General features: G+C 34.0%; 14 protein-coding genes. 8 read left to right on the forward strand and 6 right to left on the reverse strand.

Features of this window, described 5'->3' with window-relative positions; translation table 11 throughout:
• Positions 1-81: 81 nt before the first annotated feature.
• The 6 genes from HYN56_RS02085 to HYN56_RS02110 all read left to right on the forward strand — a co-directional run bounded on the left by HYN56_RS02085 (position 82) and on the right by HYN56_RS02110 (position 7,596).
• A complete protein-coding gene (locus tag HYN56_RS02085; protein WP_109190659.1) occupies positions 82-3,282 on the forward strand; it encodes a SusC/RagA family TonB-linked outer membrane protein in 3,201 nt (1,066 codons plus the stop codon).
• Positions 3,283-3,300: 18 nt separating this feature from the next.
• Positions 3,301-4,764, forward strand: a complete 1,464-nt coding sequence (locus tag HYN56_RS02090) for a SusD/RagB family nutrient-binding outer membrane lipoprotein (protein ID WP_109190660.1) — start codon at positions 3,301-3,303, stop codon at positions 4,762-4,764.
• A 12-nt stretch (positions 4,765-4,776) separates the two neighbouring features.
• Positions 4,777-5,409: a DUF5011 domain-containing protein gene (locus HYN56_RS02095; RefSeq protein ID WP_109190661.1), complete on the forward strand. Its 633-nt coding sequence runs from the start codon at positions 4,777-4,779 to the stop codon at positions 5,407-5,409.
• A 57-nt stretch (positions 5,410-5,466) separates the two neighbouring features.
• Positions 5,467-5,922: a lipid-binding protein gene (locus tag HYN56_RS02100; RefSeq protein ID WP_167398264.1), complete on the forward strand. Its 456-nt coding sequence runs from the start codon at positions 5,467-5,469 to the stop codon at positions 5,920-5,922.
• 87 nt (positions 5,923-6,009) lie between these two features.
• Positions 6,010-6,744, forward strand: coding sequence for a 23S rRNA (guanosine(2251)-2'-O)-methyltransferase RlmB (gene rlmB, locus HYN56_RS02105; protein WP_109190663.1), 735 nt, complete (start codon positions 6,010-6,012; stop codon positions 6,742-6,744).
• A gap of 48 nt (positions 6,745-6,792) precedes the next feature.
• Entirely contained in the window at positions 6,793-7,596 is an 804-nt protein-coding gene (locus tag HYN56_RS02110) for a DUF2490 domain-containing protein (RefSeq protein WP_109190664.1), read from the forward strand.
• A gap of 1 nt (position 7,597) precedes the next feature.
• Here HYN56_RS02110 and HYN56_RS02115 read toward each other — a convergent pair whose 3' ends face one another.
• Both HYN56_RS02115 and HYN56_RS02120 read right to left on the reverse strand, forming a co-directional pair.
• On the reverse strand, positions 7,598-8,104 hold the full coding sequence (locus tag HYN56_RS02115) for a hypothetical protein (RefSeq protein ID WP_109190665.1): 507 nt from the start codon (positions 8,102-8,104) through the stop codon (positions 7,598-7,600).
• Between the two features lie 62 nt (positions 8,105-8,166).
• On the reverse strand, positions 8,167-8,922 hold the full coding sequence (locus tag HYN56_RS02120; protein ID WP_109190666.1) for a rhomboid family intramembrane serine protease: 756 nt from the start codon (positions 8,920-8,922) through the stop codon (positions 8,167-8,169).
• 175 nt (positions 8,923-9,097) lie between these two features.
• On the opposite strand from HYN56_RS02120, the gene HYN56_RS02125 reads away from it, so the two are divergent.
• Positions 9,098-10,375 (forward strand): replication-associated recombination protein A, encoded by a 1,278-nt coding sequence (locus tag HYN56_RS02125; protein WP_109190667.1) that lies wholly within the window; start codon positions 9,098-9,100, stop codon positions 10,373-10,375.
• A 16-nt stretch (positions 10,376-10,391) separates the two neighbouring features.
• Here HYN56_RS02125 and HYN56_RS02130 read toward each other — a convergent pair whose 3' ends face one another.
• From HYN56_RS02130 to radC, 3 genes are read right to left on the reverse strand one after another with little or no spacing between them, the layout of a single operon-like run.
• A complete protein-coding gene (locus HYN56_RS02130; RefSeq protein ID WP_167398354.1) occupies positions 10,392-11,165 on the reverse strand; it encodes a hypothetical protein in 774 nt (257 codons plus the stop codon).
• 2 nt (positions 11,166-11,167) lie between these two features.
• Positions 11,168-11,854, reverse strand: coding sequence for a YjjG family noncanonical pyrimidine nucleotidase (locus tag HYN56_RS02135; RefSeq protein WP_109190669.1), 687 nt, complete (start codon positions 11,852-11,854; stop codon positions 11,168-11,170).
• Positions 11,855-11,857: 3 nt separating this feature from the next.
• Positions 11,858-12,547, reverse strand: a complete 690-nt coding sequence (gene radC / locus HYN56_RS02140; protein ID WP_109190670.1) for a RadC family protein — start codon at positions 12,545-12,547, stop codon at positions 11,858-11,860.
• Between the two features lie 55 nt (positions 12,548-12,602).
• Between radC and HYN56_RS02145 the strand changes: the two genes are divergently transcribed.
• Positions 12,603-12,740 (forward strand): DUF1287 domain-containing protein, encoded by a 138-nt coding sequence (locus HYN56_RS02145; RefSeq protein WP_240622696.1) that lies wholly within the window; start codon positions 12,603-12,605, stop codon positions 12,738-12,740.
• 94 nt (positions 12,741-12,834) lie between these two features.
• Here HYN56_RS02145 and HYN56_RS02150 read toward each other — a convergent pair whose 3' ends face one another.
• The gene (locus tag HYN56_RS02150; protein WP_109190671.1) at positions 12,835-14,190 is read right to left on the reverse strand and encodes a UDP-N-acetylmuramate--L-alanine ligase; all 1,356 of its coding nucleotides are present in this window, start codon (positions 14,188-14,190) and stop codon (positions 12,835-12,837) included.
• Positions 14,191-14,210: the final 20 nt, after the last annotated feature.

Here is a 14,210-nt window from a genome sequence, read left to right on the forward strand (position 1 = left end):
TTAACGAAAAAAATATTTTTTTTATTAGGAAAGTTAACAAATTATTAAGAGTTTTGCGATACTAATTCAAAATATTTAAAAATGAAACTAAAGTTCAATGGATTCTTAGTACTTTTACTAGTACTAGTTGCGCAATTATCATTTGCGCAAGAAAGAGCTGTTACTGGGACAGTTTCTGACAATGCAGGAATGCCTTTACCGGGTGTTAGTGTATTAGTTAAAGGGACTAAAACGGGAACACAAACTGACTTTGATGGTAAATTTTCGATCAAAGTATCACCAAGCCAAATTTTGGTATTTAGCTACATTGGGATGAAAACTCAGGAAGTGGCTGCAAGTTCATCTACTGTAAACGTTAAAATGGCGGATGCAGGAGCTCAGGAACTTGAAGGCGTAGTTGTAACTGCTTTTGGTATCAAAAGAGAGAAAAAATCTCTTGGATACGCTACTACAACTTTAAAAGCGGATGCGCTTACACAAGTAGTTAATACTAACCCATTTGAAACTCTTTCTGGTAAAATTGCAGGGGTTGACATTACTGCACCTTCTCAACCAGGGGCTGCAACTAAAGTAGTTATTCGTGGTTTAAACAGTATCACGAACAGCAATGGCCCACTTTATGTTGTTGATGGAACACCTATTAACAATACCGCAACTGGTACTGGAAATAACGGAGTTGCTACTTCAACAAGATCATATGATACTGGTAACGGGATCAGTGATATTGACCCAAATAACATTGAGAGCATGACTGTTCTTAAAGGAGCAGCTGCATCTGCATTGTATGGTTCAAGAGCTGGAGGTGGTGTAATCATCATTACTACTAAAAAAGGAAAATCAAACAGTGGTATCAAAGTTGATTTGCTAGCTTCAACTGAATTTAGCGAAGTAGCAAGAGTTCCACACTTGCAAAATCAATTTGGTCAAGGTTGGAATGGACTAGGATTCTCAGGAGCAAATACTTACAGTAACGAAAATGGTTCTTGGGGACCTGCTTTTAACGGAGAAGTAAGACCATGGGGAACAGTTTACAACAATACTCAGCAAATCAAACCTTATGTTGGTTTAAAAAATAACGTAAGAGACTTTTACAACACAGGTACATTAGCTACACAATCTGCAACTCTTAGCGGTGGTGGAGACACATCTGATTTCTCTTTAGTTTTCTCAAATGTAAACAGTGATGGTGTTGTACCAACTGATGCAGATTTATACAGAAAACAATCATTAGGATTTAATGGTGGATTAAAAGGAAAAAAATTCACATTAAGAACTTCTCTTAATTATATCTACAAAGACCAAAGTGTAGTTAACACAGGTCAGGGTGATGATGCAGGACAAGGTTCTACATTACAACAAGATTTATTACAAATCCCAAGAGACGTAAGTATAGTAGACTTAAGAGATTATAAAAACAACGTTTTTAATACTCCTGATTACTATTTTACTCCTTATGCTGCAAACCCATATTTCTCAATTAACGAGAACAGCACTAAAGTGTATGGACATAACCTTTTTGGAAATGTTAATTTAAGCTACAAAATAACTGACAAGATTACAGCTACATGGCAAATTGGTGGTAACGTTAGAACAGAAAGACTTAAGAGTTACGGTGCAATAGTTAATTATGCAGACGGAACACCTCAAGCAATTGCAGGAGCTAATCCAGTAGTAGGAGGAGTTACAGAATCAAGATCAGAATTCAGCGAGTTTGATACTTTCTTCAACATTAACTACAACACAAACTTAGGCGAAGACTGGACATTAAATCTTTTAGGAGGTCTTAACTACAATAAAAGAGAGTCTGACATATTGAAAAACTCTATCACTAATTTAGGTCTTCCAGGATTTTATGAGCTTTCAAACTCAGCTGTAAGACCAGTAATTGAACAATCAAACAGTCTAAGAAAAACAGGAGCTGTTTACGCTTCTGCTGAGTTTGCATTTAAAAACAGATATTTTGCTACAGCTACAGCTAGACAAGATGTAACTTCAACATTACCAATAGGTAACAACTCATATTTTTACCCATCTTTATCATTAGGTGCAATTGCTATTGACAACGGAAATACTTTCCTTAAATTAAGAGCTGCTGCTTCAAAAATTGCAAATGATACAAGGGTATACACAACAGAAGACTCATATATCTCTGGTTCTGCTAATGCTAACTTTGGTATAATTGCATCTCCACTTGGAGGAGTAAGTTTCTTTGAAGCATCAGGAAGACTTGGTAACCCAGAATTAAAACCTGAAAGTACAGTTGAATATGAAGTTGGAGCTGAAGGATCTTTCTTCAAAAACAGAATTAGCTATGATATCGCATTGTATCACAAAACGACTTCGGACCTTATTGTAGATCTACCTTTAGATCCATCAACAGGTTATACTATCAAAGCTATCAACGCTGGAGACGTTGTGAACAAAGGTATCGAACTTTCTCTTTCTGGTAGCCCAATTAAAAACCAGGATTTTACTTGGAACATAACTTACACCTTCACTAAAAACTTAAACGAAGTAACGGAATTAAACACAGGTGGCAATTATATTGATTTACTTCCTGCTTATGGTGTGACTATGAGAGCAACTAAAGGTGATCCAATCGGTAGTTTCTATTCACAAGTTCCTAAAACAAATGCTGCAGGTCAATATATTGTAAATGCATCTACTGGAATGTATGAAGTAAGTGATGATATCCAAAAAATTGGAAACGCACAACGTGATTTTGTTATGGGATTACAAAACTCTTTCAAATACAAAAACTTTAATTTAGCATTCTCATTAGACTGGAAACAAGGAGGAGATTTCTACTCTTACACTAAAAGACTTTCTCATTTCGTAGGAAATGGTATAGAAACTACTTACAACGACAGAAATCCATTTATCGTTCCTAATTCAGTAAATGAGAACATTGATCCTGTAACAAATGCAGTTACATATACAGAAAATACTACACCTCTTACATATAGTACTTATACAAATTTCTTCAACACAGGTAACAACCCTGGTATTGAAAGAACACATGTAATTGATAAAACTTTTGTGAGATTAAGAGAGATTAATTTAAATTATGATTTCCCTAGCACAATTACTAAAAACATGGGATTAAACAAAATCACTGTAGGTATTTATGGAAGAAACCTTTTCATGTGGACTCCTGGAGAAAATCCATATGTTGACCCTGAAGTAGGAACTTACGGAACTGGCGTACTTTCTGAATTTGGAGAGTTTGGAGCTAACCCTTCACAAAGATCAGTAGGTGGAGTTTTAAAATTATCATTCTAAAAATATAATTCATAGAAAATGAAAAAAATAGCAACATTAATAACAGCACTTTTCTTATTAGTGTCATGTGATGAAACATTTGACATTAATAGAGACCCGGATGCTTTGCCTCCTGGACAAGCTAATAGCACTATTTTACCTGCAGGTATTGCTGGTCTTGCTGGTGCACAAGGATCATATTATGCTCTTATTGGAGGTTTTTGGTCTCAATTCTGGACACAAAACACTACTTCAAATCAATATAAAAATATCGACCAGTACAGTATTGGAACAAATGATTTCCAAACTGCCTGGACTGCAATGTACGATGCTTTAAACGATATTAGAGTTGTAAAAAAACAAGCAGAAGCTGAAGGAAACTGGAACTATTACTTAATTGCTACTGTTCTTGAAGTTGAAGCTTCACAAGTTTTAACAGATTTGTACGATGCAATTCCATATTCAGAAGCAAATAATGCGAATTTCTTACAACCTAAATTCAATACAGGTAAAGAAACTTACGATTTAATGATTGCTGATTTAAAATTAGCTTTATCTAAAGACCTAAGTTCTTCTGTTGGAGCTGCACCGGGAAAAGATGATTTTATCTTTAATGGTACAATGTCTAACTGGACAAAATTTGGTAACACTTTATTGTTAAAATTACATATGAGATTAACGCAGGTAAATCCTACGTTAGCTGAATCAGGAATCAAAACTTTAATTGATTCTGGCGCACAATTCTTAGATGTAGATGCTGGAATGAATCAATTCGAAGATGCTGCTGACAGAAGTAACCCATTGTATGAAACCGACAGAAGACAGTTAAATACAACACTTAACCTTAAAGCTAGTAAAACTTTATACCTTTACTTACAATCAAATGCTGACCCTCGTTTGAGCAAATATTATGGAGCAGGAACAGCTAATAATCAAGGTGATTTCGAAAATGGGGCTACTGGACTTGCCACAGTAACTCTATATGCAAAAACTCCTTTATACTTCATGAGTGCAGAAGAGAGCTATTTCTTACAAGCAGAAGCTCTTGTTAGATATTATGGAGGAGCAGGCGCTAAAGATAAATACGATTTAGGTGTCGCTGCAAATTTCAAGAAATATGACAACACTACATCTGTAGCTCCAATTACTGGTCCAGTTGGAAGCCCTTCTGCTTTATTAGCTGCCGGAGGAAAATATGCATTCCCAACAACAGGAACTACAGCTCAAATTGAAGCAATTATCACTCAAAAATGGATTGCAAGTTTCCCTGGAAATGGATATGAATCTTTCTTAGAGCAAAATAGAACTGGTTTCCCAAAAGAATCAGCTTTACCTCAGACAGATGAAAACTACATCCCTGGACAATTGGCAATGTCTGTTGAGAATGTTACAAGTAACGTTTTCCCTAGAAGACTTGTTTTACCTAACACAGTAAAAACAAGAAATCCAAACGCACCAGCACTTTCTAAAATAACAACTCCTGTGTGGTGGGATGTTAACTAAAAAACTTAAACAATGAAAAAAATATTTTTATCCCTAATGATAGTTTCAGGACTTTTGTTAACATCATGTGACGGAGATTCTACCGACAATGTTTCAAAAGTTACTGCTTATGCTAACTTGCATATGAATGGAGACGCAGTTGTTGTTCTTACAAAAGGACAAACATATACTGAAGCCGGAGTAGAAGCTGATGCAGATGGAGTAGCTCTTGAGGTGAAACTTGATGGAACAGTTGACACAAGCAAACCTGGTGTTTACAAAATTAGATATTCAGCTACAAATAGCGATGGCTTTCCAGCATCTTTAACTCGTACAGTAATCATTTTAAGTGATCAACCTAGTACAATTGATTTATCTGGCACCTTTTTTAGAAATGGTAACCCAAATACTGTAACAAAACTTGGAGACAGAAAATACACTTGCGACAATGCAACTGGATATACTGCAGGAGATCCGAACAACATAACTTTGACATTCTATAACATTGATGACAAACAAGTGTACGCTCCTTACCAAGAAAACACTTCTGAAACAGGTATTACTGCAGAAAGTAATAATGGGACGATTACTGATAAAAACAACTGGAAATGGTCTATCATTGCTTCTTCATTCTTTGGTACAGCTGATAGAATATTTAAACGTTAATTAAAAATTATTAAAATGAAAAAATTAAAACTAAATATAACTCGTGTACTTGCAGTAATGTTTGTACTTACGGCATTTGTATCTTGCGATGAAGTTGGTGACACAGATCCGGGAGGAACATCTGTGGAATCAATGGCAGGTGACTGGTTCATAACTTTAACAGATAGTGACGGTCATGTACTTGTTCAAAATGCTTTACACTCAACATATAATACCGCAGCAAACAACAACACTATGTGGATTGATGATCATGAAAATGGTTATGTAATCAAATGTAAGGTAGAGGTTGATACTAAAACTGGAACATTTAAAGCTACTTCAGCTGAAAACATCCTTGATGGTTCTAAAGTAACAATTACTGATGGAAAAATCGAAAAAGGAGCTGGTGTTTCTAAAGGTGGTCATAAAGTAGATAAAATCTCATTCAGAGCTCATTATGATTATGATGCTGCTGGTTATGATATTCTTTATGTAGGTCACAAAAGAACTGGATTCTTCGAAGACGAATACTAGAATTAAAATTCAAGTATCTTAAATAATGAACCGCTCTGTTAATTCAGAGCGGTTTTTTTATAGAAACATATTACCTATATTTGTCCAATGGAAAAAGAACATCAAATATTTGGCATTAGAGCCATTATAGAAGCAATTCAGGCAGGAAAAGAAGTAGACAAAGTCTTTATTCAGAAAGAGATTTCAGGAGAACTAATGAAAGACTTAATGAAGGTAATGAAACGTGCCAACATCAACTTCTCTTATGTTCCTGTAGAAAAATTAAACCGTCTTACTCCAAATAATCATCAAGGTGCTGTAGCAACCATCTCTCCTATTGGTTTTATTGATTTGGAACATCTCGTAGAATCAACTATTGAATCTGGCAAAAAACCTTTATTTTTAATATTAGATCAGATTTCTGATGCCAGAAATTTTGGTGCAATTATCAGAACTGCAGAGTGTACAGGAGTAAACGGAATTATTATTCAAAAAGCAGGTTCGGCACCTGTAAACGGAGATACTGTTAAAACATCAGCAGGAGCTGTCTTTAATGTACCAATCTGTAAAGTGGAACATATTAAAGATGCTATTTTCTATTTACAAGGTTCCGGTATTAAAACCGTAGCAGCGACTGAAAAAACAGATCAGAATATTTACGATGTTTCGCTAGCTGATCCAGTTGCGATTATTATGGGATCAGAAGATCGAGGAATAAATCCTTCTGTACTGAAGATAGTTGACGAAAAAGCAAAACTGCCAATGTTTGGTTCTATAGGATCTCTAAATGTTTCTGTTGCCTGCGGTGCATTTTTATACGAAACTGTTCGTCAAAGAAGTTAAACAACATTGAGAATTAAGATTAGAATGAATAATTAAAAACTTTAATTAATGCTTTCAAAATCTAATCCGACAAAAACAATTAACATAGTTCGATGCCTGTTTGTAATTTTAATAATTACAAACAGCTACGGACAAAATTCTACTTATAGTCAATTTTGGAATGAGATTCAGTTTAGTCGAACTTTAAGTGAGAAATGGGCAACTGAAATAGATTTAGGAGCAACCTACAGCAGTACTGAATCTTCTTCTAATATGTTTGACAATACTATCCAAAGATCTTTTAGAGGCTGGGGACATTATTACTTTTCTCCCAGATGGAAGTTTTCTTCTTTTATAGCCTACTTTAATAATAAAGATGTTCCGGAAATAGGACAATTTGAATCACCAGAATGGAGATTTGCACTTCAGGGAATTTATTATTTCCATAAAACCGGTTATACCCTAAGCACGAGAATGAGAATGGAATTTCGTCATATGAGAAATCAGGATGATGATTATGAAAACGTATTTCGATATAGACAACAAATTAAATATCTGCAACCAATTAATAGTAAAATCTTAAGAGCGGGTGTAATTTATGCTGTAGCTTCAGATGAGATCTATTTGAAATCCGGTGCAAAAGTAACAGGAGAAAGTTTTTTTGACCGTAATAGATTTAATATAGGTGCCGGATATTTATTCTCAGATGATATTCAGCTTGAACTCACGTATTGCAACGAATTTTTACCCCGAAATAACGGAAATCAAATTACAAACGCTGCTTCTCTGACTGTTAGTTTCAACAATCTCCTCGAAAACCTTAAGAAGAAAATCAATAGCAAGCACAATCATGAAATAAAAGACGAAGAATAGCTTACTTCTCTTCTTCTTTCAAAAAACAAATTAGCTGTTCCTTTATGGCATTTTTGTGAAGTTTAAAATTATAACTTCTCACAAACTCGGTACCTTGCATATTAATCTCGGCTGTCACTGCTTCATAGCTTGAAAAAGCATTTATATCTTTATCATCAATCAAATAGAGAACCTGCATAATTGAATCATTTCTTCGGTATTGGGTATCGTAATGTGTAAGTTTATAAGTATTGTTATCTGCAAGATGAATGATCAAATCGTCTTTTATCTTTTTTCCCGTTTTTTTATCAGGAAATGGTGTTGGTTGCAACGCAACAAAATAATGCTCTTTGTCAGTAACAATATTAATTTTTAAAGATTTCGATTTAGTAGTATAAAAAGCAGCCGGCTCAAAATAATACATCATACTTCCATCTGCCATTACCCTGTTTTTAATTTCACACTGAGCATTAGCATTATTGTTAAAAACAAAACTCAACAACAAAAACAACATCCATATTCTACGCATAACACTAGAAATTAATTTATTACATCAACAAATTTACTCATTTAATCTCAAAAAAAATCAAACTAAATTTCCCCTTGAGATTCTATCTTTCCAGTGATAATATAATTAACAGGATGACTGGAAGAAAAATACTGGTCTTCCTCTTCTTCTCTTGAAATATTTATGAAGTTTCCATTCTCGTCAAAATGCCTCATGAAAGGATCGGTAGTTGGATCAAAATCCGGCCTCTGCCAATCATATACTATAGGTTTTGTATATTCTGGTGTTCTGTAAAAAAAAGTCAAAACAAAACCAGTAATAAGACCTGCCAAATGTCCTTCCCAAGAAATTGACTGATCAACATCCGGAAAAACGTACCATATCATTCCACCATAAATCAAAATTACCGTTAATGACAAAGCTACTAATCTGTAGTATTGTGTTTGAATTCCTTTGAAGAAAATAAAACTCACTAAAACATAAATAAGTCCGCTGGCTCCAATATGATAATTTTCCCGACCAATAATCCATGTAATCAATCCTGATAATAGAATTCCATAATTTATTACACCAAAAGTTTGTTTAGGATAGAAAAACTGAATTGCCGCCAATAATATCACAAGCGGAATACTATTATTATAAAGATGTTCTAAATTTTCGTGAATAAAAGGGCTAAACAAAACTCCTCTCAATCCTGTTAAATCCCGCGGGTATATTCCATATTGATAAAAATCAAAATCAAACCGAATTTGTAACCAATAGATAATCCACAATAAAAGGACAAAAAAAAGAGGTAGCCCTATAACCGAATTTGAAAATTTAAAATTAGTATCGTTCATATTATTACAAGTTACAGTTTTAAGGACTCAAAAAACTATCCAAAAATATTTTCCTGATATTTTGTCATAGTTGCAAACTCAAAAAATGTCTCAGATCATAACAATCCTAGCTAAGCTTCAATTGTTTTAACTTTCAATAGATAAAATCTAAATCTAAAAACAGTAATTTTGTAAAATGGAAGCACCGTTAGCAGAGCGCATTCGTCCGCAAAAACTAGAAGATTATATAAGCCAGCAGCATTTGGTTGGTCCAACCGGATCTTTAACGCAACAAATTTCAAAAGGAATAATTCCTTCCCTAATTTTTTGGGGTCCACCAGGCACAGGAAAAACGACATTAGCCCAAATTATTTCACAAGAATCAAAAAGACCTTTCTTTGTTTTGAGTGCAATTAATTCCGGGGTTAAAGATATTCGTGATGTTATTGAAAAAGCAAAACAAAGCGGTGGACTTTTTACTGCCAAAAATCCGATTCTGTTTATTGATGAGATTCACAGATTTAGTAAATCACAACAGGATTCACTTTTGGCAGCAGTCGAAAAGGGCTGGATCACTTTAGTGGGCGCCACGACAGAAAACCCAAGTTTTGAAGTGATTCCTGCATTATTGTCACGTTGCCAGGTTTACGTGTTAAACGCTTTTACAAAAGCCGATTTAGAGGCTTTATTAGAGCGTGCCATGAAAACGGATACTTATCTGCTAACAAAAAACATTAACCTTAAAGAAACTGAAGCCTTATTACGTCTTTCAGGTGGAGACGGAAGAAAACTTCTCAATATTTTTGAGCTTGTAATTAATGCTTCGGCCGGCGATGAAATAACCATTACTAATGACCGTGTTTTAGAATTGGTACAACAAAACACTGTTTTGTATGACAAAACCGGAGAACAGCATTATGATATCGTTTCTGCTTTTATAAAATCAATACGAGGAAGCGATCCAAACGGAGCGGTTTATTGGCTTGCAAGAATGATTGAAGGTGGAGAAGATGTAAAATTTATTGCTAGAAGAATGTTAATCTTGTCCAGTGAAGATATTGGAAATGCCAATCCGACTGCTTTTATAATGGCGAACAATACTTTTCAGGCAGTTACAACAATTGGATATCCGGAAAGCCGAATTATTCTAAGCCAGTGTGCTATCTATCTTGCAACATCTCCAAAAAGCAATGCTTCTTATATGGCTATTGGAAATGCCCAGCAATTGGTTAAGCAAACCGGAGATTTGCCTGTTCCTATTCATTTACGAAATGCGCCTACCAAATTAATGAAAGAATTAGGTTATGGCGATGACTATAAATATTCTCACGACTATGCAAATAATTTTGCAGAACAGGAATTCTTACCAGATGCTATAAAAGAAACGGTTCTTTACAATCCGGGAAGTAATTCAAGAGAGAACAGCAACCGCGAATTTTTAAAGAACCGTTGGAAAGATAAATACGGTTATTAATCCGTATTCTTATATTTTAGAATTTCACTGTAATTTTTTCTGAAACTAGTTTATCATTTTGATAAGATTCAAAATACCATTGTCCATCTTCTTTTAATATTAAAGAACCCTGAACATTATCTTTTATAGCGATAAAAACATTTGGCTGAGAAGTTTTAAGAAGTTTCATCACTACTTTCGGTGTCTTATCAATTAACTGATAACCCGATTCTGTTGGCTGTGCATACAACAGATTTGGATCTTTCAAATCAGGAGACGGAGTAACCGCTACAATTTGTGTTGCTGCAACAGTTGTAGTTGCTGCAACAGCTGCAGCAGGAGCTTTTGCAGGAGAAGTAGTTCTGGCAGTCGCCACAGGAGTACCACTATATTTATAATGTAATGCGTAAACAGATTTAAAAGCATTGTCAAGAGATTCTTTATAAGCTAAATCATAATCTTTTTCTTTGCTTCTACCAACCTCAGAAGTATAAAGTACTTGTCCAAAACAATCTTTAAACTGAACAAAAAGTTTAGTTACCAAAAAAGCATTATCTTTTACTACATCCATATACAAAACCTGACAACGATCTGTATAACCATCAGGAAGTTGTTCATTTGCATAAAACGCTTCAAAACCGGCTTTGGTCAAATTTTGTTTACTTAAAGTGGCCAAACGATATTGATTATCAGTTTTCATAAATTCATATTTCAAAGGAATAATTACAGCTTTGTAATCATTAAGAGAAACAGACTGCGCAAATCCAACAACTGAACATAAAATTGCAGTAAGTAAAAATTTAATTTTCATCATTATAAATATTTTTTTAGTTCTAATAAATGGTTTATTTGTTTATAATTACCGGAAACATCCCGTTTTTTTTCATTAAAAAAAATTGCATCCAAACCGGCATTTAAAGCACCGGTTACATCGGCTTCAAAATCATCTCCGATCATAATACTATTTTCTTTTGATGTATTAGCCAATTTTAAAGCGTAATCAAATATAATACTATTTGGCTTTTTAACACCTGCTAACTCAGAATTTGTTATGGTATTAAAATAACTTCCCAATGAAGCATTATTAATTTTCTTTTCCTGCACATTTGCAAATCCGTTGGTAATAATGTGAAGTTTGTATTTTGGCTTTAGATATTCCAAAACTTCTATAGCTCCATCAAAAAGATAATTATTATCGGTTAGAAACTCAATATAGTCATTAGCAATTGACATAATATTTTCTTCTGAGATGGCATAATTCAAAGCATCAAAAGAAAACTTTAATCGATTATAACGCAACTCCTGATGGGTTATTTTGTCATTCTGATAAAGCCTCCAGCATTCCTGATTTATTGGAATGTATTCTTTAATAAAATCTTCAGTAATAATCTCCTGGTATTTACTTTTAAAAATACGATCAAAAGCCATTGCAGAGTTTTTGTCAAAATCCCAAAGTGTGTGATCTAAATCAAAAAAGACGTCTGTAATTGTGGTATTCATGTGTTAAAAAATTCCTTCATCTACAAAACTATAATATTTTGATTCAGTTATTATCAAATGATCTAAAACTTTAACATCTAAACTTTCTCCTGCAAGTTTCATTTTTTTTGTAATCTGCTTATCAGCGTCGCTTGGTTTTAAAGTTCCGGACGGATGATTGTGGCACAAAATCAAACCCGTAGCACCATTTTCTATCGCCAACTTATAAACCAATCTCACGTCTACGATTGTTCCCGAAATGCCTCCTTTGCTCAACTGTGATCTAGCAATTACTTTATTTGAATTATTAAGAAAAAGCACCCAAAATTCTTCGTGAGGAAGATCTCCAATAATAGGACGCATAATTTCGAAAGCAATTTTACTTGAAGTAACTGTTTTTAACTCGGTTCTTTCGTCAGTCTTTCTTCTTCTGCCAAGTTCAAGAGCTGCAATAATTGTTATCGCCTTTGCCTCTCCTATTCCTTTAAACTTCATTAATTGTGTAATCGATAATTTTGCCAATGAATTCAAACCTCCCACACCAGCCAGAATACGTTTACTCAAATCTACCGCAGACTCATTCCTGCTTCCTGAACCAATAAGAATTGCAATTAATTCTGCATCACTCAATGTATCTTTCCCTTTCAACATTAGTTTTTCACGAGGTTTATCATCTTCAGACCAATTAGTGATCGGAAAATTAGTTTTTTCCATAATTACAATAATTTAATTATAGCGAAGATATGAAAAAGAGGAAAAATCTTTCAAAATAAATTCAACCTATTTCAAATTTGATTATGCTAATGGAGATGCACCAGAAAATAAAGATGTATGCACAAATGTTGTAATCCGTCCTAATCGAAAATTAGGCATTGACATCCAAAGAAATTCACGAAGATATGATTGAAATTTTTTCTTTATATCCAAATTTAAAATTCCAATAAAAAAGCCGATTGTTTACACAATCGGCCAATTATCTAATTTTTAAATTGACTAATTCTCTAATTAATCAATCCTTTTACATCATCAAAATTCAACCCTCCGTAGTTTCCTGAACTCATTAATAAAAGTGCAGAATTATCTAAATTTAAGTTGAATAAATATTCTTTAAATTCAGCTGGATTAGTATAAATAATTAAATCTTTTCTGTTGAATGCAGTAGCAATCTGCTCATAAGTTACCTCTTCCAACTGCTTTATCTTTACTGCATCCGGAGAATAGAAAACAACGGCAACATCAGCATTATCTAAAGCACCTTCATATTCTTTCAAAAATGCTGCATTTAGACTGCTGTAAGTATGTAATTCCAAACAAGCAACCAAAGTTCTGTTTGGATATTGTTCTTTTACCGCTTTAGTTGTAGCTGCCACTTTACTTGGCGAATGCGCAAAATCTTTGTATGCCACTTTTCCTTTTCCTTCAGCAATTTTTTCAAGACGTTTTGAAGCGCCTTTAAAACTTGCAATTGCTTCGTAAAAATCTGCTTCATCAACGCCCATATTTTGGCAGATCCATTTTGCTCCGGCTAAATTATTTAAGTTATGTGCACCAAAAACTTCAATTGGCATATCTCCCTCCGGAGTTTTCAATAAAGTTACTCCATCGCTTACTGAATATTCAGGAGTTGAATACGCAATTTTTCTAATTGGATTAGTTGCAGCTTCAGAAACGCGTTTTACTTCCGGATCATTTTCGTTGTAAACCAAAATACCGCCGTTAGTAATTTTTGCAATGAAAATTTCAAACTGCTCTACATAATTTTCATACGTTGGAAAAACATTGATATGATCCCAGGCAATTCCGGAGATTAAAGCAATATTTGGTTGGTACAAATGAAACTTCGGGCGTCTGTCAATTGGAGAAGATAAATATTCATCACCTTCCAAAACTATAAAATCATTTTCTTCAGTCAAATGAACCATAGTATCAAAACCTTCCAATTGCGCACCAACCATATAATCAACAGCAATGTTATGATAATTCATTACATGCAAAATCATCGAAGTAATGGTTGTTTTTCCGTGAGAACCACCAATTACAACACGTGTTTTATTTTTAGATTGTTCGTATAAAAACTCTGGATATGAATATATTTTAAGACCCAATTCCTGTGCTTTTAATAATTCTGGATTATCTGCTTTTGCATGCATTCCTAAGATAATCGCATCAATATCTGCAGTAATTTTTTCTGGAAACCATCCCATTTCTGCAGGAAGAATTCCTTTTTTTTCTAATCTTGATTTTGAAGGTTCAAAAATAGCATCGTCGCTTCCTGTAACCTGATATCCTTTATTATGTAATGCTAATGCAAGGTTGTGCATTGCGCTTCCGCCAATGGCGATGAAATGTGTTTTCATTTAAAATGTTTAATCGTTAA

The organism is Flavobacterium crocinum (genome assembly GCF_003122385.1).
Taxonomy (GTDB): Bacteria; Bacteroidota; Bacteroidia; order Flavobacteriales; family Flavobacteriaceae; genus Flavobacterium; species Flavobacterium crocinum.

What these genes read in the sequence shown, in the direction of transcription:
- HYN56_RS02085 (WP_109190659.1), top strand. Translation starts at nt 82, where the DNA reads ATGAAACTAAAGTTCAATGGATTCTTAGTACTTTTACTAGTACTAGTT.
- HYN56_RS02090 (WP_109190660.1), top strand. Translation starts at nt 3,301, where the DNA reads ATGAAAAAAATAGCAACATTAATAACAGCACTTTTCTTATTAGTGTCA.
- HYN56_RS02095 (WP_109190661.1), top strand. Translation starts at nt 4,777, where the DNA reads ATGAAAAAAATATTTTTATCCCTAATGATAGTTTCAGGACTTTTGTTA.
- HYN56_RS02100 (WP_167398264.1), top strand. Translation starts at nt 5,467, where the DNA reads ATGTTTGTACTTACGGCATTTGTATCTTGCGATGAAGTTGGTGACACA.
- rlmB (WP_109190663.1), top strand. Translation starts at nt 6,010, where the DNA reads ATGGAAAAAGAACATCAAATATTTGGCATTAGAGCCATTATAGAAGCA.
- HYN56_RS02110 (WP_109190664.1), top strand. Translation starts at nt 6,793, where the DNA reads ATGCTTTCAAAATCTAATCCGACAAAAACAATTAACATAGTTCGATGC.
- HYN56_RS02115 (WP_109190665.1), bottom strand. Translation starts at nt 8,104, where the DNA reads ATGCGTAGAATATGGATGTTGTTTTTGTTGTTGAGTTTTGTTTTTAAC.
- HYN56_RS02120 (WP_109190666.1), bottom strand. Translation starts at nt 8,922, where the DNA reads ATGAACGATACTAATTTTAAATTTTCAAATTCGGTTATAGGGCTACCT.
- HYN56_RS02125 (WP_109190667.1), top strand. Translation starts at nt 9,098, where the DNA reads ATGGAAGCACCGTTAGCAGAGCGCATTCGTCCGCAAAAACTAGAAGAT.
- HYN56_RS02130 (WP_167398354.1), bottom strand. Translation starts at nt 11,165, where the DNA reads ATGAAAATTAAATTTTTACTTACTGCAATTTTATGTTCAGTTGTTGGA.
- HYN56_RS02135 (WP_109190669.1), bottom strand. Translation starts at nt 11,854, where the DNA reads ATGAATACCACAATTACAGACGTCTTTTTTGATTTAGATCACACACTT.
- radC (WP_109190670.1), bottom strand. Translation starts at nt 12,547, where the DNA reads ATGGAAAAAACTAATTTTCCGATCACTAATTGGTCTGAAGATGATAAA.
- HYN56_RS02150 (WP_109190671.1), bottom strand. Translation starts at nt 14,190, where the DNA reads ATGAAAACACATTTCATCGCCATTGGCGGAAGCGCAATGCACAACCTT.